General features: G+C 61.9%; 18 protein-coding genes. 6 read left to right on the plus strand and 12 right to left on the minus strand.

The window, feature by feature from the left end:
* Window positions 1-3: 3 nt before the first annotated feature.
* Window positions 4-729, minus strand: a complete 726-nt coding sequence (gene flgF, locus G8E10_RS01020; RefSeq protein WP_110800029.1) for a flagellar basal-body rod protein FlgF — start codon at window positions 727-729, stop codon at window positions 4-6.
* Window positions 730-731: 2 nt separating this feature from the next.
* On the minus strand, window positions 732-1,511 hold the full coding sequence (locus tag G8E10_RS01025) for a DUF1217 domain-containing protein (protein ID WP_110800148.1): 780 nt from the start codon (window positions 1,509-1,511) through the stop codon (window positions 732-734).
* A gap of 173 nt (window positions 1,512-1,684) precedes the next feature.
* On the opposite strand from G8E10_RS01025, the gene motA reads away from it, so the two are divergent.
* The 6 genes from motA to G8E10_RS01055 all read left to right on the plus strand — a co-directional run bounded on the left by motA (window position 1,685) and on the right by G8E10_RS01055 (window position 7,095).
* A complete protein-coding gene (gene motA / locus G8E10_RS01030; protein ID WP_092932128.1) occupies window positions 1,685-2,563 on the plus strand; it encodes a flagellar motor stator protein MotA in 879 nt (292 codons plus the stop codon).
* Window positions 2,564-2,566: 3 nt separating this feature from the next.
* Complete coding sequence (locus G8E10_RS01035) at window positions 2,567-3,505, plus strand: FliM/FliN family flagellar motor switch protein (RefSeq protein ID WP_110800030.1); 939 nt, start codon at window positions 2,567-2,569, stop codon at window positions 3,503-3,505.
* 60 nt (window positions 3,506-3,565) lie between these two features.
* Entirely contained in the window at window positions 3,566-4,144 is a 579-nt protein-coding gene (gene fliN, locus G8E10_RS01040) for a flagellar motor switch protein FliN (protein ID WP_167126082.1), read from the plus strand.
* A 159-nt stretch (window positions 4,145-4,303) separates the two neighbouring features.
* Window positions 4,304-5,335, plus strand: a complete 1,032-nt coding sequence (gene fliG, locus G8E10_RS01045; protein WP_092935971.1) for a flagellar motor switch protein FliG — start codon at window positions 4,304-4,306, stop codon at window positions 5,333-5,335.
* Between the two features lie 231 nt (window positions 5,336-5,566).
* Window positions 5,567-6,649, plus strand: a complete 1,083-nt coding sequence (gene flhB / locus G8E10_RS01050; RefSeq protein ID WP_167126085.1) for a flagellar biosynthesis protein FlhB — start codon at window positions 5,567-5,569, stop codon at window positions 6,647-6,649.
* 5 nt (window positions 6,650-6,654) lie between these two features.
* Window positions 6,655-7,095: a hypothetical protein gene (locus tag G8E10_RS01055; RefSeq protein WP_092932120.1), complete on the plus strand. Its 441-nt coding sequence runs from the start codon at window positions 6,655-6,657 to the stop codon at window positions 7,093-7,095.
* Between the two features lie 84 nt (window positions 7,096-7,179).
* Here G8E10_RS01055 and visR read toward each other — a convergent pair whose 3' ends face one another.
* The 10 genes from visR to G8E10_RS01105 form a co-directional block, all read right to left on the minus strand.
* Window positions 7,180-7,923, minus strand: a complete 744-nt coding sequence (visR, locus tag G8E10_RS01060) for a transcriptional regulator VisR (RefSeq protein WP_167126090.1) — start codon at window positions 7,921-7,923, stop codon at window positions 7,180-7,182.
* Between the two features lie 8 nt (window positions 7,924-7,931).
* Entirely contained in the window at window positions 7,932-8,678 is a 747-nt protein-coding gene (gene visN, locus G8E10_RS01065) for a transcriptional regulator VisN (RefSeq protein WP_132664517.1), read from the minus strand.
* 872 nt (window positions 8,679-9,550) lie between these two features.
* On the minus strand, window positions 9,551-11,233 hold the full coding sequence (gene fliF / locus G8E10_RS01070; RefSeq protein WP_132446208.1) for a flagellar basal-body MS-ring/collar protein FliF: 1,683 nt from the start codon (window positions 11,231-11,233) through the stop codon (window positions 9,551-9,553).
* Window positions 11,234-11,525: 292 nt separating this feature from the next.
* Window positions 11,526-11,915, minus strand: a complete 390-nt coding sequence (gene cheT, locus G8E10_RS01075) for a chemotaxis protein CheT (RefSeq protein ID WP_110726993.1) — start codon at window positions 11,913-11,915, stop codon at window positions 11,526-11,528.
* A gap of 41 nt (window positions 11,916-11,956) precedes the next feature.
* Window positions 11,957-12,511, minus strand: coding sequence for a chemoreceptor glutamine deamidase CheD (cheD, locus tag G8E10_RS01080; protein WP_062470351.1), 555 nt, complete (start codon window positions 12,509-12,511; stop codon window positions 11,957-11,959).
* Window positions 12,508-12,897: a response regulator gene (locus G8E10_RS01085; protein WP_062470356.1), complete on the minus strand. Its 390-nt coding sequence runs from the start codon at window positions 12,895-12,897 to the stop codon at window positions 12,508-12,510. The genes cheD and G8E10_RS01085 overlap by 4 nt, the downstream gene beginning before the upstream one ends.
* Entirely contained in the window at window positions 12,898-13,959 is a 1,062-nt protein-coding gene (locus tag G8E10_RS01090) for a protein-glutamate methylesterase/protein-glutamine glutaminase (protein ID WP_167126093.1), read from the minus strand. It abuts the gene before it with no gap.
* The gene (locus tag G8E10_RS01095) at window positions 13,956-14,864 is read right to left on the minus strand and encodes a protein-glutamate O-methyltransferase (protein WP_132446206.1); all 909 of its coding nucleotides are present in this window, start codon (window positions 14,862-14,864) and stop codon (window positions 13,956-13,958) included. The genes G8E10_RS01090 and G8E10_RS01095 overlap by 4 nt, the downstream gene beginning before the upstream one ends.
* The gene (locus G8E10_RS01100; protein ID WP_132711442.1) at window positions 14,861-15,328 is read right to left on the minus strand and encodes a chemotaxis protein CheW; all 468 of its coding nucleotides are present in this window, start codon (window positions 15,326-15,328) and stop codon (window positions 14,861-14,863) included. Before G8E10_RS01100 ends, G8E10_RS01095 begins: the two co-directional genes overlap by 4 nt.
* Window positions 15,329-15,331: 3 nt before the next feature.
* Complete coding sequence (locus G8E10_RS01105) at window positions 15,332-17,635, minus strand: chemotaxis protein CheA (protein WP_167126096.1); 2,304 nt, start codon at window positions 17,633-17,635, stop codon at window positions 15,332-15,334.
* Window positions 17,636-17,651: the final 16 nt, after the last annotated feature.

Here is a 17,651-nt window from a genome sequence, read left to right on the forward strand (position 1 = left end):
CGGTCACTTGCTGCCACCGAGCGTCTTGATCGCCTCATCCAGCGAGGTCTCGCTGTCGCGCAGCAGCGAGGCGATGCTCTCGAAGGCACGCGAGACGGTGATCAGCTGCGACATCTCCTGAACGGGATTGACGTTGGATTCCTCGACATAGCCCTGCATTACGCCGACGTCCATGCGATCGACGACCGGCTCCGGAGCGGTCGTCGGGATCACGGAGGAATTGTCGTAGCGACGGAAACCGTTGGCGAAGTTGGCCTCGGAGAGGCCGAGGGCCGCCACCTGGTTGCCGTTCTGGCGAATGGAACCGTCGTTGCCGATGACGACCTCGCCAGCATTGGCGTTCAGCTGGATGGGAGCACCGCCCGCGTCGAGAACCGGGTAACCCCGCAGGGTGACGAGATCGCCGGTTTCGGTCAGGGAGAAACGTCCGTCGCGCGTCAGCGCCGGGCCGGCCGGTGTTTCGATGGACAGCCAGGCATCGCCCTTGATGGCGACATCGAGCGTATTGCCCGTATGGGACAGACCGCCCGACGAGGTGTTCAGGAACTCCGCACCCTCGCCGACGAAAGCGACCTTGGTCGGCCGGGTATCGCCGAGTACGGTGTTGAACTTCACTTCCGTGGCGCGAAAGCCGACGGTGGTGGAGTTGGCGACATTGTCGGCCAGGGTGTTCATGCGCTTTTCAAGCGCAATCTGCGAGGAAACGCCGACGTACAGACCGGTTTGCATGCTCATCGACCTCCGAGCTTCAAAGTGTTGATGGACAGGAGCAGATCGGACGAAATGCCGAAGCCGCTCTGCGTGCCGAAAAGGGCCAGGGGATCGTAATTGCTCGTGGCATGGTCCAGCTCCCAGAGCGCCGTGAAGCGCTCCATCAGCTTCGACATCTTCTGCGGATCCTGCAGATCCTTGAGGTCGATCGCCTTGGAGACGGCGTCGGCCTGCTTGTCGATATCGGCGGCGGCAAAGGCGTCGGGGACCTGCATGATCGTGCGCACGACCTGCGCCAGCGCCTCGTCGGCCAGGAGGCCGAAGGCATTGGTGACGCCGGGCGCCATGCGTTCGAAATAGAGGGCCAAGCGAACGCCGGCATTATCCTCGCCCGCATCCTGCTCCAGCGTCTGGCGCGCATATTTCTCCGTCACACCCTTGCGGGCCTTGTCGGAGGCGGTGGCGGCCGCGCCGTCCGCGGCGAAGTTCAGCGACTTCACGAGATCGGTGTAGCGGCTGTCGGAAAGCTTGTTGGCGAAGGCATCGTCACTGGCAACACCTTCGGTCAGCACCTTGCGCATGAAGGCCTTGGCATAGCCCATGTCTTCGAGGCCATGGGCCTTCATGGCATAATCGTAAAGGCGCGGATCGGCGAAGAAGTCGTCGATCGATTTCACATTACCGATATGGGCGAGATAATATTCGGTTTCCCGCGCTACGTCGGGCTTCTCCGTGACGCGCTTCAGCGACGTCGTCAGGTCGGCCGTTATCTGCCTGTAGCTGGTGAAGGTGGTGGTCACGGCATGTCCCCGAAGGCGAAGCGCACGGCTTGGGGCCGGCTTCTGTTCACCGCCAAGCTGAACCATGCTCCTTGCGCGAACCTGTCGAACTTTCCGCGGGTTGCAACCAGCCTCACGCAAGCATCGGACCCTAGGGATGGACCCCACAATCCACCACTGCGGCAGGTAGAGACATGAACATCATCATCGGACTCGTCATGACAATGGGCTGTATTCTCGGCGGCTTCATTGCGATGGGCGGGCACATGGCCGTTCTCAACCAGCCGTTCGAGCTCGTGATCATCGGCGGCGCCGGCATCGGCGGCTTCATCATGGGCAACTCCATGAAGACGGTGAAGGACGCCGGCAAGGCGCTCGTGGAAGCCTTCAAGCACAAGGTACCCAAGCAGCGCGAATATCTCGATACGCTCGGCGTGCTTTACAGCCTCATGCGCGACCTGCGCACCAAGTCGCGCAACGAGATCGAAAGCCACATCGACAACCCGGACGAATCCGCGATCTTCCAGTCGGCACCGACCGTTCTGAAGAACAAGGACCTGACGGCCTTCATCTGCGACTACGTCCGCCTCATCATCATCGGCAATGCCCGCAGCCACGAGATCGAGGCGCTGATGGACGAGGAAATCAACACCATCACCCACGACAAGATGCATTCGTACAATTCGCTGGCAACGATGGGCGACGCCTTCCCCGCCATCGGCATCGTCGCGGCCGTTCTCGGCGTCATCAAGGCCATGGGCGCCATCACCGAGAGCCCGGAAGTTCTCGGCGGCAAGATCGCGGCCGCCCTCGTCGGCACCATGCTCGGCATCTTCCTGTCCTACTGCATCGTCAGCCCGCTGATCGCCAACGTCAAGCATGTGCGCGAAAAGCAGAACCGCCTCTACATTATCGTCAAGCAGACGCTCCTCGCCTACATGAACGGCTCCGTGCCGCAGGTGGCGCTCGAATACGGCCGCAAGACGATTTCCTCCTACGAGCGTCCGTCGATCGACGCGGTCGAGCAGGAAATGATGAACCCCGGCGGTGGCGGCGAGAGCAAGGCGGCCTGATCCATGACCAGCGAGAACATCTACTCCTTCGATCGCAGACTGCTGGCGCGCATGACCGGCGCGCTCGGCGACGACAAGACCATCGGCAAGATCTGCGCCGATCTCGGCCAGGTCTTCGGCGAGTTCCTGCCGGATCTGCTGCAAAGCGAAACCGGGCTCGACCTGACCATCGGCTATGCCGGGTTCGACACGGGCCTGAAGAGCGCGCTGATCCGCAAGCTCGGCGACGGGGTGGCACTCTCGGATTGTCTGTTGCGCAACTGGTGCAGCGACTTCACCATCAGCTGCGATAGCCCGGCCATCATCACCATGATGGAAATGCTGCTGGGTTCGCCGGCCGAGTCCATCGAGGAGCCGAAGCCGCGCAACCTGTCGGGCATCGAGCTCGACGTGGCGGCCATCGTCTTCGAAAAGGTCGCGGGCGTTCTGAAATCCGCGGTGAATGCAGCAGGCGGCTTCGAGCCGATCGTCGGCAAGGCCTATAATGCCGAGAGCCGGCCGGCGCCCGACAAGGATGCCGAGGACGTTTACGCGGCCTGCGTGAACATCACCCTTGGCGTCGGGCCCGTCCTGTCCACATTCTCGATCCTCGTGCCGCAGCAGACACTGCTGAAAACCACGATCGTGTTTCCCAAGGGCATCGGACAGGCGCGCCGCCAGAAGACGGCCTGGGCCGAACAGGTCGAGCAACAGGTTCGCCGCTCCATGGTCGAGCTGCAGGCGCATATCAAGCTCGAGGAACTGACCCTCGCCGCGATCACGCAGCTCAAGCCCGGCGACGTCATCCCCTTCCACGACCCGAAGGACGTCCGCGTCGATGTGAAGGCGAACGGTCGCGATCTCTATGTCTGCGAATTCGGACGCTCGGGCGCCCGCTATACCGTGCGGGTCAAGGACACGTACGGCACGGAAGACGAACTTCTTCAGCATCTCACGCGCTAATCCACGGGTCCCCCACGCCACGACAGGCTTGGGGCAAGTTTCAACTGGAATACTCTCGACATGGCACCCAAGACAGCACCACTGACAGAAGACCAGAGCGCGGTCACCGGCGATGCCGAGCTCGATCAGGCTATCGACGATCTGCGCGGCGTCCTGAAAACGGATGCCGAGGGCGGCATTGCGGAGACGGACTTCGACATGGACTTCGGCGCGGCCCCGGCGGCGGCTCCCGACTTCATGAGCGATTTCGGCGCGATCGGCGACGACGACGACCCGTTTGCCGGCAGCTTTGCCGAGCCTGCGCCAAGTGCCGCGACGGCCTTTGGCGACACCTCGTTCGACGACAGCTTCGCAACGCCTTCGGCAACGGCCGGCGCCACGATGCATGGCAATCTCGATCTGATCATGGACATCCCGATCGATGTGCAGATCGTGCTCGGATCCAGCCGGATGCAGGTTTCCGGCCTGATGGGTCTGACGGAGGGCGCGACGATCGCTCTCGACCGCAAGATCGGCGAGCCGGTCGAGATCATGGTCAACGGCCGGGTCATCGGCCGCGGCGAGATCACGGTTCTCGAGGACGACGATACCCGGTTCGGCGTCAGGCTGATCGAGGTCAACAGCGGAAAGAAGGCCTGAGGGCCGGATGAGACTGAAGAAAGGCGGTCATGATGGCCGGCTTTCACATCCCGCAAGGGCACTGCATTCCTTCCGGGCCATCACGGCCTGGAGACAACCGCAGCAGATGAAAAGCGTTTCGGCGGCGTGACCGAGAGCGACGCCGCACAGGAAGGATCCATGATGGATTACGACGATTTCGAAGCATCGGCGCTGACGCGCCCCCTGACCCAGATGGACAAGGCTGCGGCCGTGCTGTTGAGCATGGGCAAGCCGATTGCCGGGAAATTGTTGAAATTCTTCACGCAGAGCGAGTTGCAAGGCATCATCGCCTCCGCGCAGACGCTGCGATCCATCGAGCCGCACGAGCTCGAAATCCTCGTCAACGAATTCGAAGACCTGTTCACCGAAGGTGCAGGCCTGATGGACAATGCCAAGGCGATCGAGGCCATCCTCGAAGAGGGCCTGACACCCGACGAGGTCGATGGTCTTCTCGGTCGCCGCACGGCGTTCCAATCCTACGAGACCAGCATCTGGGACCGGCTGCAGGATGCCGATCCGGTCTTCGTCTCGCAGCATCTTTCCAAAGAACATCCCCAGACGATCGCCTACATCCTGTCGATGATGCCCTCCACCTTCGGCGCCAAGGTGCTGCTGCAGCTGCCGGAAGCCGGACGTGCCGACATTATCAACCGAACCGTCAACATGAAGAACGTGGCGCCGAAGGCAGCTGCGATCATCGAGACGCGCGTCATCGAACTGCTGCGCCAGATGGATTCCGAGCGCAACTCGGCCGGTTCGGTCAAGATCGCCGAAGTCATGAACGAGATGGAGAAGAGCGACGTCGACACGCTGCTCGCCTCGCTCGAATCGATCAGCACGGATTCGGTCAAGAAGGTCCGGCCGAAGATCTTCCTGTTCGACGACATCCTGCTTATGCCGCAGAAGAGCCGCGTGGCTCTGTTCAACGATATCGCCGGCGACATCATCACCATGGCACTCCGCGGTTCGAGCATGGAGATGCGCGAAAGCGTGCTCGCCTCGATCGGCGCCCGCCAGCGCCGCATGATCGAGTCGGATCTGAGTTCGGGCGACGCCGGGATCAATCCGCGCGACATCGCGGTTGCGCGCCGCTCCGTCACGCAGGAAGCCATTCGCCTGGCCGCCAGCGGCCAGATCGAACTGAAGCCGAAGGAAGCCGTTGCCGCTTAAACTGGTCGACCCCGAGATCTCCAAAGCCCGCCTGCAACATGCGTTGCGGCGGGCTTTCGCATTTCGGAACGCGCTGCCTCCCGAAAGGCCGGCTGGACCGACCTTTGGAAGACGGGGAAAGACGAGGCTCTTGCCAGACGGTGCCCGTCAGCCCACAACATCGGCGACAAAGCCAGCCGGCACGAGATGATCGGTCCCGGCACAGGCGCGATATCGTGAAGGGCCGTTTTCATGTCGGACGATCAGGATAAAGACAGCAAAACCGAATTGCCGTCCGAGAAAAAGATCAACGATGCCCTCGAGAAGGGAAACGTGCCGTTTTCCCGCGAGGTCACGATGTTCGCCTCGACGCTCGCCATCTACATCTATGTGGTCTTCTTTTTGCCGGACGGGTTCCGCAGCATGGCCGAAGCGCTGAAGGATGTGTTCGAGCAGCCGGACGCCTGGCGAATCACCACGTCGAACGACGCGTCCGCCCTGATATCGAAGCTCCTCTGGGCCTCCGGCGCGCTGGTCGTGCCGGTGTTCGTGCTGATGATCGCGTTCGGTGTGGGATCGTCGATCCTGCAGAACCTGCCGAGCCCCGTCTTCGACCGAATCGCCCCGAAACTGAACCGGATCTCGCCGATTGCCGGGGTGGGCCGGATCTACAGCCTGCCCGGCCTCGTGGAGTTCGCGAAATCCTTCTTCAAGATCGCCGTCATCTCCGGCATCGTCGCGCTGACACTCTGGGACGATTTCTACGCGACGCTCGACGCGATGTTCTCGGACCCGATCACGATCTTCGAGATCATGGGCCGCGACTTCAACAAGATCATGAACGTCGTCCTCTTTTCGACGGCGGCGATCGCCATCGCCGACTTTTTCTGGACGCGGCATCACTGGCACAGCGAGCTGCGCATGACGAAGCAGGAGGTGAAGGAGGAAATGAAGCAGACGCAGGGCGATCCTATTGTAAAGGCTCGCTTACGCTCCATCGCACGCGACCGTGCGCGGCGTCGAATGATTTCCTCCGTTCCGCGCGCAACGCTGGTGATTGCGAACCCAACCCACTTTGCCGTGGCGCTACGCTATGTCCGGGAAGAAGGGGACGCTCCGGTCGTGGTTGCCAAGGGGCAGGACCTCGTGGCGCTGCGCATTCGCGCCCTTGCGGAGGAAAACAACATCCCCGTCTTCGAGGACCCGCCCCTCGCACGCTCAATGTTTGCGCAAGTCTCGGTGGATAGTGTCATTCCACCGGTGTTTTACAAGGCGGTCGCCGAACTCATCCACCGGGTCTACGCAACGAAATCGAACCCGACACGGATGAACTGATTGCGATGAAAAAATGCGAATATTCCGAACAGCGCGAAAAGATCGTTGCGGATGCCATCCGTCCGGTCGCGACCGAACTTCGTCTCATCGATGCCGCCGACTTCATTGCGCTCCTGCGCTATGAATCGCACGGCAGCCTCGCCGACCTGGTATCGTCGGCGGCCGAGCTCTACTTCGTTCCGGGTACCGTCAATTTCGGCATTGGCGGCAATTACATGCTCGATTGGAATCGCAATCCGGAAATCGTGCTCGATCTCGAACTGAAGCCCGATGGCGTCACCGTCTATGCGCAACTCGCGCTGCGCGACAACTCGGCCGCCATCGAGATCAACCATATCGCCTTCAAGAAGCCGTCCGTCGATCCGGAAGAGAACACGGCGTTCCTCGCCCGTAGCCTGGACGCGGCCAAGTTCATCAAATCCTATCCCACGGCGATGGCCAGCTAGAGCTGTTTTTTTGCCGCATTGTCCGACGCCGAAGCGATCCCGCTTCGGCTGGAAATGCTCTAAAAGCGGGCCGGAACCGGCAGTTCAGCTGATATAGCCAAGGCGGATCGCCTTGGCGATCGCCTGGATGCGGTTGACGGAATCGAGCTTGGCGGTGGCCGCACCCAGATAGGCGTTCACGGTGTGCACCGACAGGCCCATCTTTTCCGCGATCTCTTCGCTGATGTACCCGTCCCCGGCCATCTGCAGGCAGCCGATCTCGCGTTCGCTCAGCGCCTCGGCCGGCTGCAGGCGGCGCTCGTCGGAGGCAAACAGATCGGTCATGACGTGGCAGCTGCGACCGTGGAGATCGAGAATAACCTCGCTGGTCAGATCGAGCGATGGCGCCATGAAGGCGACGTAGCCATTGCCCTGCGCGCCGAGGCGCACGGGAAAGGCGATGCCGGCATAGGGAAGCGTGCGCGACTTCATGCGGAGCACGAAGCGGTCGAAATCGATCGTCTCCGCCGTCTGCCGATTGTCTGCGCCGTTCCACAGGAGGGGCAGAAGCGAGATATCGAGGTGCTGCTTCATCTCGTCGCCATAGGTCGAGACGACGTCATGCGTCATCTCTTCCGCCGCCGTTCCCCAGTTGTCGAGAACGCATGTCAGCTTGCGCGACGCCGGCAGGCCGTTTCCGTTCATTCGGAAGACGGCGAAGTTGCGGGCTTCGATATCCTTCTGCATCACCTGCAGGCGGGCGACCAGAGTGGCTGTACGCGAGGCCCGGGTCTGGCGGCCGTTGCGGCTGTCATCGCCGCTTCGACCCCCTGGGATATAGATGACCATCGGCGTTCCTATACGAGGTTGTTTCGGACCGCGCAGGCAATCGCTTCCGAGCGCGTCTTGGTCGCCGTCTTACGCATGACACTGGTGATGTAGTTGTTGATGGTATTGCGCGAGATGCCAAGAATGAGGGCGATCTCCTCGCTGGTCTTGCCTTCCGCGATCCACGAGAGGCATTCGAGTTCGCGTTCCGTCAGGTCGAAATCGCGTTCCGAGCGCAGCGACGTTTCGCGCGCGAGGCTGGCGAAATAACCGGTGAGCAGACCGATGTCACGCAGACCTTCCCGCGACAGGATCAGGTCCTGCGGGAAGAGCAGCATCAGCGACAGCCGGAGCCGGCCGATGGAAAAGGTGATGGCGCAATATTCGCGGCTGATGCCGCGACCAAGAACGGCCTCTTCGGGAAGACGCATGAAGACGGGATGCAGCAGCGACAGGCACTTTTCCTGCTCGTTGGTCTTGGCGTGAAGCCCCTGCATCACCTGGCCCAGCCGCTTGACCACATCGAAGGGCCAATCCGAAACCATGACGAAGTCGAGGCCGCTATCCTGCGACAGGTCGTAGCGCGCGAGAAGATAATGGCTGGCGCCGACATAATCCGTCAGGGCCGCAAGCGCCTTGTTGAGCTGGCCGCGCGCCGCATAATCGCCGAGCTTCTCCAGAAGCTGGCGCTTTGCAGCAGGGTGACCGGTCGAGCTTGCCGGCGCCGGCTGGCCGGCGTGAACAGCAAGGCTCGATCCGCCCATTGCCGTTCGCATCGAGGCGACCGGCACAGATCGACCCGCAATCTCCGTCTGAAGAGCTTCCATGATATTTTCCCCGTGTGGATCCGGTCATGCGATCTGCGCACGCGCGCTGCCGGAGGGCAGCGACACGGCCGGGGATCCGCATTCCCCGGCGAGCACACATCATCATGCGAATCACTGTTAAAACTATACAGGCCCGAACTCAAAAAACTACTGCCAGCTTATCGGGATTTACTTTTTGTTAATAACCTGAAGTGATTCGTAAATGCAGCATCACAGAACCGTCGCCGACCGTGAACAAACGAGAACAAACAAATTATCGCTTTGTTAATGCTCATTTTTCTCTGCGACATCATGGGCTCTCAGAGCCGGAACCGGAGAGAAATCGTGTTTTTCAGAGCCGTCAGCATGCTGAAAATGCGCGTCCAATGAATCAAGTGGCGAATCGGATTTGTATTTGAGGGGATCATGTTGCGCAATTGCACCAAAACGATTTCGAGCACAATAGGGAGAGCCCGTAAGCACACACCTAGCAACTTTGACAACTATACCAGTTTCTGGAAGAATTTTTCTTGAAGTGACACAATCAATTTTCCCGCGCCCGGAGTCGAAGAGCATCCGCAAGCAAGCAAAGTCGTCTTTCCACATAAAAAAATAACCAAATGGTTAAATAGAGGAATCCCCGGTGCGCCGCGGCGACTCTGGCGACGCAGACAGGACACTGCGGAAACGACATGAAGACTCCGGCCATCGTCGCCCGGACCTTTCCAGGCCCGTCGACCGGCAGACGAGCCACCGCCGTTTCTTTGTCATGCCACTGTCAGGTCCGAACGAAAAAAATCCGCCGAAGGGGCGGATTTTTTCGTCTGCTTTGTTTTTTGGCCTCAGGCGGCTTTTTCTGCGACCCATTTGCGCAGGATCTTGGCAGCGCGTTCCTCGTTGATCTCGACCATACGCGCCAGCCGCCGTTCCGGGCCCTCCTTGACGCGGCGGTTGAAGTCGCCGCCGTCTTCGCCAAGGCTGAGCAGGTCGTCCGTGCTGTCGAAGCCGAAATCCGAACCGAAACCTTCCATGAGCGCACCACCTGCAGCACCCCCCGGGGCCGGCGAGAAGTCGGGGAGTTCGAGGCCGACGGCCTCGGTTTCCGTGAGGGTGCCCGGTCCGCCGAAGCCCATGGAGCGGGCCAGAGGACGCAGGCCCATCCAGACCACGAGGACGGCGACCGTGATGAAGGCGAGGGCGTTGATGATGCCGCCGAGATTGCGCGTCAGCGTTTCCATAATGCTCGGGCCTTCGACCGGCGTATCGAGCAGCTGGTTGTTGACGAAGTCCATGGCGGTCAGCGTCACCACGTCGCCGCGGGCCGCGTCGATGCCGACGGCGGACGCCACGATCTTCTGCATATCGGCGAGATAGGTGTCGATCTTTGCCTGGTCCGCGCCTTCGCCGACCATGGCGGCGACACGGCCGCGATTGACCACGACGGCGACGGAGAGCTTTTCAACCTTGTAGCTGTTCTTGGTGGTGGCGACCGTCTTCGAATTGATCTCGTAGTTGGTCTGCTCTTCCTTCTTCTCGGCCTGATCGTTTGACTGCGGCCCGGCGCCACCGCTCTTGGGGGCTGCCTGCGGCACGTTCTGCTGAACGGTCGCAGCATTGTCCGCCTGCTGCTGGCTCGACTTCTGCTCTTCCTTGGTGACCCGTGTCGAACGTTCGACGCGCGATTCCGGATCGAAGGTGGTCTCCTGAACCTGCTGCGTATCGGTGTTGAGCTGTGCGGTGACGCTGGAGCGGAAGTTGTCGACGCCGAGGAAGGGCGAGAGGGCCTTGTCGATGTTCTTCTCGATTTCGCCCTGCACGGACTGGACGATGGAGAGCGACTGGCTCATCGCACCGTTCTGCGGATCGTCGCCGGAGGCGAGCAGCTGGCCGGCGCTGTCGAGAATGGTCACGTCGTCGATGGACAGGCCGGGAACCGACGAGCCGACGAGATGGCGGATGGAGGCTGCAGCGTTGCGACCGATGGTCGAGCTGGCGCGGATCATGACGGAGGCGGTCGGCTTCTGCTCGGTCTTGCGAAAGCTGCCGCGGTCGGCCATCACGATGTGGACGCGGGCCGAAGCGATGCCGGAGATCTGCTGGATGGTGCGGGCGATTTCGCCTTCCAGGGCCCGGACCCGGGTGACTTCCTGCATGAACGACGTCAGGCCAAGCGAGCCGACATTGTCGAACAGTTCGTAACCGGCATTGGCGCTGTTGGGCAGGCCGCGCTCGGCGAGAAACAGGCGGGCCTTGCCCGTGGTGCCGACCGGAACCTGAACGCTCTTGCCATCCGTGCCGACGTCGAAAGGGATACCGCCCTCGGCCAGCGCCATGCTGACCTGGTTCAGGTCGCCCGATTCAAGGTTGACGTAGAGCGTCTCGTAGGCCGGCTTGTTGACGTAGAGCCCGGCTGCCAGAACGAGCCCGATCGTTACGAAGGCTGCTGCCGCCAGCGCGATCAGCTTGCCCTGCCCCAGGCTCTTCAAATTTTTCGTGACCGACGAAAGTTGTTCTAACAGATTCATTCTGTTTCGCACCCAGTAGCGCACTTCACCGTGCGAGATTGCACGGACGAAGCTTCATTGCGCAGTCCCAACATTGAGATCCGATCCGGCCGCATCTGGCGAAAACTCTCGCAAATGCGGGCATAGATCCATCTGACCCGTTTGGAGAATAGGATGCGAAGCTTGCGCGAACTTGTCGTTCGCCCCCGCGAGCGTCAGTATTTCGAGAGATTCTAAAACGGCAAAACGCACCTTCGGCTGTAACCGGAGGTGCGTTTTGCCGCTGTTTTTGGCCTGGAGACGGTCGTTTTTGCTAGAAGGCTTCGAAATCGCCGGCGGCTTCCGTCAGCGGCTGCGAATGGCCGTGGCGCAGGCCATTGGCAAGCGACTTCTGCATATCCGCCAGCTTCACCAGGTTCAGCGCCGTGGAGATATCGACCAGCCAGGATTCCGGAAGCGCCGCGGTGATGGTGTCGATGAACTCGGCCAGCCCGCGCGTCTTCTGGACCGCAAGGTCGATGCCCTGCAGCACCTGGATGCGGTGGGCCGCATTGGCCTGCGGATCGCCGGCGATCTCGCCGAGCATCGGCTCGATCCGCTCGATGAGATAGGCGACGTCGTGCAGTTCCGAGACGACACGCATCATTACGTCCGGCAGGGCCTCGTCCATGTCGCCGGGGTGCTCTTTTCGCTCGCTCTGCATATGATGTCCCCTGACCGCGCGCCGGACGGCGCGGTTGCTGATTAAAAGAATTCGATCGAATTGTCTGCGGGCTTGGGAGCCGGGACCGGGCGCTGCTCCTGGGCCACGGTCTTCTGCGTCTCGACGCCGGTCAGGGCGTATTGACGGGCCCGGCCGGTGACCGGCCAGTATTCCAGCTTGCGGCCGTGCTCGCCGCCCGTGCTCTCGCCGACGATGGGGATACCTTCGTCCTGGAGGAAGCGGCGGGCGAACAGGGCGTTCTGCTCACCGACATTGGAAAAGCGTGCAATGGTTTTGGCGCCGCCGAAGATCTTGGCCTCAAGACGGTCGCGCCGCGCGCCTTTCTTGAGAAGTCCGTTGATCAGCAATTCCATGAGATGGACGCCATATCGCGTGGCGTCTCCTCCCGATGACATCGCTTCGGCGGAACCGGGCAGCAGGAAATGGTTGATGCCGCCCACGCCTGCCACGGGATCACGCATGCAGGCAGCCACACAGGAGCCGAGAATCGTCGAAAGAACCACGTCCGGGTCCGTGACGACCTTGTACTCGCCCTGGATGACATGCACGCGCTTAACCGCAGCGTCTAAGGTCATTTGAGTGCTCCAAACACGGCTTCGATCGCCGCCCGCATCTTTTCGATGGTGAAGGGTTTGGCCAGGACGTTGTTGGCGCCCAGTGCCGCAGCCTTGGTGACGAGGGCACGGTCGCCCTGAGCCGTCAACATGATGAAGGCGGCCTTCTTGGTTGCCGGATTGGTGCGAACGGCCTGAAGCAGGCCGAGGCCGTCCATCTTCGGCATGTTGAAGTCCGAGATCACGAGATGGTGCGGCTGCTGCGCCATGATCTTGGCCCCCTGCTCGCCATCGGCGGCAACGGTGATCTGCTTGAAGCCGAGCTGCTGGAGCGCTTCGCCCAACAGAAGCCGGCTGGTAACCTGATCGTCGACGATCAGCACTTTGATTTTTTCGGCGATAGACATTTATTCAGTTCCTTCCCTTCGGGTCGCGGCGCATTTCAGAACTTCCTCCCCGATGGAGTTGAGGGGCAGTTGCATTTCGACGGCGCCTATTTCGTAGGCCACCCTCGGCATTCCATAGACCACACAGGTCTTTTCATTCTGGCCGAACGTCCGGGCCCCGGCCTGGCGCATCCGCAGAAGGCCGGAGGCGCCATCGCGCCCCATGCCCGTCAGGATGACGCCAATGCCATTGCGTCCGGCGAGATCCGCCACAGAATCGAACAGAACGTCCACGGACGGGCGATGTCCGTTGACAGGCTCCCGGTCGATCAGCCGGCAGGTCGGTGCCGACGGATTGACCACCTGGAGGTGACGATCGCCCCCTGGGGCAAGGTAGATCTTGCCGATCTCAAGCCTGGCGCCGTCGACAGCCTCTTCGACCGTCGGGGCGCAGAGCCGGTTGAGACGTTCCGAAAAGCTCTTCGTGAAGGTGACCGGCATGTGCTGGGTGATCACCGTCGGCGGGCAGTTCTTCGGAAACTTCTGCAAGACGTTGATCAGGGCCTCCACCCCCCCGGTGGAGGACCCGATGGCGATGATCCGGCGGGCGGCCCGGTAGTCGACCGCCGTCGCATTGGTGTTCGCGGCACTCGGTGCTGCGACCTTGTTGCCGGATATGATGAACTTGCGCTGCGAGCGCGCCGCCGCCTTCACCTTTTCGGCAAGGTCGGCGAAGGGGTGCAGATCGCCCGGCAAAGGCTTGCCGACGCAGTCGAAAGCGCCGATCTCAAGCGCCGCGACCGAGGCTTCCGCGCCCTTGTGCGTCAGCGTGGAGACCATGATGACGGGCATCGGGCGCAGCCGCATGATCTTCTCGAGGAATTCGAGACCGTTCATGTTGGGCATCTCTATGTCGAGCGTGACGACGTCGGGATCGAGATCCTTGATGGCCTGGCGCGCCTGCATGGCATCAGCCGCCTGACCGACCACGTTGACGGCGGGATCGGCATTCAGGATGGCCGTGATGAGACCGCGCATGGTGGCGCTGTCATCGACGACGAGGACGCGAGCGGGCGCGGTCATGAGCGGCCTCCCCCGTGCTTGCCGGTATAGCGGTAGGCGGTGATGCCGATATTGTCGAACACGGCCTTCGCATCGCCTGAGACGCGTTCGGAGTGACCGATATAGAGGTGCCCTCCCCCATCCAGCATCGTCGAGAACCGCGACCAGATCTTCATCTGCGTCGGCTCGTCGAAGTAGATGACGACGTTGCGGCAGAAGATCACGTCGAACGGACCCTTGAACGGCCACTGCGCCATCAGGTTCAGTTCGTTGAAGGTGATGAGCCGCTTGACCTTGTCGTCGATCTGCCACTTCTCGCGGCCGTTGACCGAGGTCTGGGAAAAGAACTGCTTGCGCATTTGCGGTGTAACCGTTTCCAGCGCGTTGATGTCGTAGGCACCGGCCCGGGCGATCGCGAGGATCTTCGGGTCGATATCGGTCGCCAGGACGCGGATGTCGTATTCTGCCGCATTGGGCAGGACCGACAGGATGGTCAGCGCGATCGAATAGGGCTCCTGCCCATCGGAACAGGCGGCAGACCAGATGCGCACGCGGCCGCCGGCCTTGGCACGCGCGATCAGTCCCGGCAGGACCGTGTCGCGCAGATGCTCGAAATGATGGTTCTCGCGGAAGAACCGCGTGAAATTGGTGGTGAGGTGCGAGAGCATGTCCCGGCGCTCGGCGGCACCGGCTGGGGACGACACGAGGTTGCAGTACTCGCGGAAGCCACCGAGCCCAAGATTGCGGATGTGTTTCGACAGGCGCGAATAGACGAGCGAGGCCTTGGTCTCGTTCAGATAGATGCCGGCATCAGCATAGATCATCGCTGCGATCTCGGAAAGATCGCGGCGCGTCAGCGGATATTCTCCGCTGGCCAGGCACTCGTCGGGCGACGCTTTCGTGTCGAAGGCGGCCATTCTGCTCATGCGGCTTCGCTTTCGGTGTGAGGGAAGACGGCGTCCAGTTCGATCAGGCAGATCATGCGCTTCTCGATGGCCAAGATGCCGCGGGCAAAGGTTCGCTCGAAGTCGGAACTGACATCGGGCGTCGGCTGTATGTTGTCGTTCGTCACGCTCAGTATGTCGGACACCGCCTCGACCAGCAGCCCGACGATCCTCTGTCCGGACTGAGCGACGATGATGACATGCCGAACGGTCGGTTCGGCCGGGTTCATTCCGAGGCGCGCTGCCAGATCGATGATCGACAGGACCGCGCCCCGCAGGTTGATGACGCCGAGCATGTAGCCCGGCGCATGTGGCATCGACGTCGCAGGCGTCCAGCCACGAATCTCGCGCACCGACATGATATCGACGCAGAACTCCTGGTCGCCGATCCTGAAGGCGATCAGTTCGCGGGCACCGCTGGTCATGGTGTTTGCGAGCGTCGTCATGGCTTATCCCACAGCGGACAGGGCTGATTCCAGCCTGAGGGGCTGGCCGCGGGAGGCGGCGACCACGGCGTCCACATCCAGGATCAGCGCCACGCGGCCGTCACCGAGAATGGTCGCCGCGGCGATGCCGGGCACGTGTGTGTAGTTCGCCTCCAAGCTCTTGATCACGACCTGGCGCTGGCCCTGGATCGCATCGACCATCAGCGCGCGCTGACCGCCACCTTCCGATTCCACCAGCAGCGCCACGCCCTCGACGGGATTGGCCTGCGTGGCGCGGAAGTTGAGGATCCGGCCGACATCGACCAGCGGGCAGAAGGAGTTGCGGATCGAGATCAGGCGCTGTGTCGCACCGAAGGAATGGATCGAGGCGGCATCCGGCTGCAGCGTTTCGACGATGGCCGTCAGCGGCACGACCAGCGTCTGGTTGGCGACCGTGACCACCATGCCGTCGAGCACGGCCAGCGTCAGCGGCAGGCTCATGGTGAAGACGGAGCCCTGGCCGGGCTTCGACGAGATGTTGATACGTCCGCCGAGCGCCTGGATGGAGCGCTTGACCACGTCCATGCCGACGCCGCGGCCGGAAAGGTCGGAGACCTTCTCGGCGGTCGAGAAGCCGGCGTGGAAGATCAGGTTGTCGATTTCCTCGTCCGACAGGTTGGCGTCGGCCGCGATCAGGTCGTTGTCGATCGCCTTCTGGCGGACGCGTTCGCGGTTGATGCCGGCGCCGTCGTCGGCAAGTTCGATGATGATGCGGCCCGAGCGGTGCTTGGCGGTCAGGCGAACGGTGCCTTCCGGGTTCTTGCCGAGCGCGATGCGCTTCTCCGGCATTTCCAGGCCGTGATCGACCGCGTTGCGGATCATGTGCGTCAGCGGCTCGGCGAGCTTGTCGATGACGGTCTTGTCGACTTCGGTGTTCTCGCCCTCGGTGACCAGGCGCACCGACTTGCCGGTGATGTCGGCGATTTCGCGCACGGTACGGGCCATGCGCTGGAAGACGGGCTTCACCGGCTGGGCGCGGATGGCCATGACCGAGTCCTGGATCTCGCGGGTGAGCTGCTGCAGCTCTTCGAGGCCCATATTGATCGACGACGTGCCGTTGGCGTCGTTCTCGATGACGCTCTGCGACAGCATCGCCTGGTTGATGACGAGCTCGCCCACGAGGTTGATCAGGCGGTCGACGCGATCGAGATCGACGCGGATCGTCTGGCCTGCGGCTGCGGCCTGCTGCGCACTGGCGGCGTTTGCAGCGGGCGCCTGCTTCGCATCGGCAGCCTTGGCGGCGGCGCTGGCAAGGTTCAGAACGTTGCTGGCGGTTTCGAGCGCCGTGATCGTGGCTTCGCGCTCGCCGGCGGCGATCTGTTCTTCTTCCTCGACCACGCCGAGGGGATGTTCATGCTCCTCGTCGAGGATCGACAGATCGAAGGGTACGGCCTGCATCGGGGCGTCGCCTTCGACCGCGACCGGCTGCTCGCCTTCGGCAAGCTCGGCCACAGAGAGTTCGCAGTCCCATTCGGCAAATTCGAACACGCCGCGGATCGCATCTTCGCCCTTGTCGGTGCGAAGCGAGATCTTCCACGAGAAGTAGGCGTCTTCCGGGTTCAGGCCATCGAGCGACGGCAGGCTGTCCATGTCGCAAAGAATGCTCATCTCGCCGAGACGGGAGAGATCGCGCAGGAGCAGCGTCGCCTCGTTGCCCTTGCGATAGAGATCGGCGTTCGGCTTGAAGGAGATCTCGAAAGTCGGCATCGCGACCGGTTCGGCAGCGGCGTCGTCACCGAAGTCGTCGAACGAGAAGGCGACGGGCACGAAGCCCTGGTCATTGGTTGCGGCTGGAGCCGGAGCGGGAGCAGCCGGCGCCGGTTTGGCGGCTGCGGGCTTGGCGGCAGCCTTGGCCACGGGAGCCTCTGCGGCTCCCGGGAGGGGTGTGCCGTGGGCCAGTGCTTCGAGTTCGCGGATCAGCTGCTTGGAGCGCGCTTCATCCACACTGCCGCCGTCGCGGGCGCAGTTGGTCAGGTCGGCCAGGACGTCGGCCGACTTGAGCATGACTTTCAGAACCTCCTGCGTGGGTTCCAGCTTGTTGGAGCGAACGCAATCCAGTGTCGTCTCGAACACGTGAGCGAACGAGACCAGATCATCCAGCCCGAAGGCGCCCGCGCCACCCTTGATGGAGTGAACGGCACGAAAGACCGCATTGACCGTCTCCGGATCGCGATCCCCGTCATTCAAACGAAGGAGACCGGATTCCAGTTCTGCGAGCTGTTCTTCACATTCCTGGAAGAAGATCTCTTTGATTTCATTCATATCCATAGCTGGAATCCTGGCG

This window comes from Ferranicluibacter rubi (assembly GCF_011603255.1).
Taxonomy (GTDB): domain Bacteria; phylum Pseudomonadota; class Alphaproteobacteria; order Rhizobiales; family Rhizobiaceae; genus Ferranicluibacter; species Ferranicluibacter rubi.

Bases quoted from the DNA above. Each gene is read 5' to 3' on its own strand.
- flgF (WP_110800029.1), bottom strand. From the start codon at position 729: ATGCAAACCGGTCTGTACGTCGGCGTTTCCTCGCAGATTGCGCTTGAA.
- motA (WP_092932128.1), top strand. From the start codon at position 1,685: ATGAACATCATCATCGGACTCGTCATGACAATGGGCTGTATTCTCGGC.
- G8E10_RS01035 (WP_110800030.1), top strand. From the start codon at position 2,567: ATGACCAGCGAGAACATCTACTCCTTCGATCGCAGACTGCTGGCGCGC.
- fliN (WP_167126082.1), top strand. From the start codon at position 3,566: ATGGCACCCAAGACAGCACCACTGACAGAAGACCAGAGCGCGGTCACC.
- fliG (WP_092935971.1), top strand. From the start codon at position 4,304: ATGATGGATTACGACGATTTCGAAGCATCGGCGCTGACGCGCCCCCTG.
- flhB (WP_167126085.1), top strand. From the start codon at position 5,567: ATGTCGGACGATCAGGATAAAGACAGCAAAACCGAATTGCCGTCCGAG.
- G8E10_RS01055 (WP_092932120.1), top strand. From the start codon at position 6,655: ATGAAAAAATGCGAATATTCCGAACAGCGCGAAAAGATCGTTGCGGAT.
- visR (WP_167126090.1), bottom strand. From the start codon at position 7,923: ATGGTCATCTATATCCCAGGGGGTCGAAGCGGCGATGACAGCCGCAAC.
- visN (WP_132664517.1), bottom strand. From the start codon at position 8,678: ATGCGAACGGCAATGGGCGGATCGAGCCTTGCTGTTCACGCCGGCCAG.
- fliF (WP_132446208.1), bottom strand. From the start codon at position 11,233: ATGAATCTGTTAGAACAACTTTCGTCGGTCACGAAAAATTTGAAGAGC.
- cheT (WP_110726993.1), bottom strand. From the start codon at position 11,915: ATGCAGAGCGAGCGAAAAGAGCACCCCGGCGACATGGACGAGGCCCTG.
- cheD (WP_062470351.1), bottom strand. From the start codon at position 12,511: ATGACCTTAGACGCTGCGGTTAAGCGCGTGCATGTCATCCAGGGCGAG.
- G8E10_RS01085 (WP_062470356.1), bottom strand. From the start codon at position 12,897: ATGTCTATCGCCGAAAAAATCAAAGTGCTGATCGTCGACGATCAGGTT.
- G8E10_RS01090 (WP_167126093.1), bottom strand. From the start codon at position 13,959: ATGACCGCGCCCGCTCGCGTCCTCGTCGTCGATGACAGCGCCACCATG.
- G8E10_RS01095 (WP_132446206.1), bottom strand. From the start codon at position 14,864: ATGAGCAGAATGGCCGCCTTCGACACGAAAGCGTCGCCCGACGAGTGC.
- G8E10_RS01100 (WP_132711442.1), bottom strand. From the start codon at position 15,328: ATGACGACGCTCGCAAACACCATGACCAGCGGTGCCCGCGAACTGATC.
- G8E10_RS01105 (WP_167126096.1), bottom strand. From the start codon at position 17,635: ATGGATATGAATGAAATCAAAGAGATCTTCTTCCAGGAATGTGAAGAA.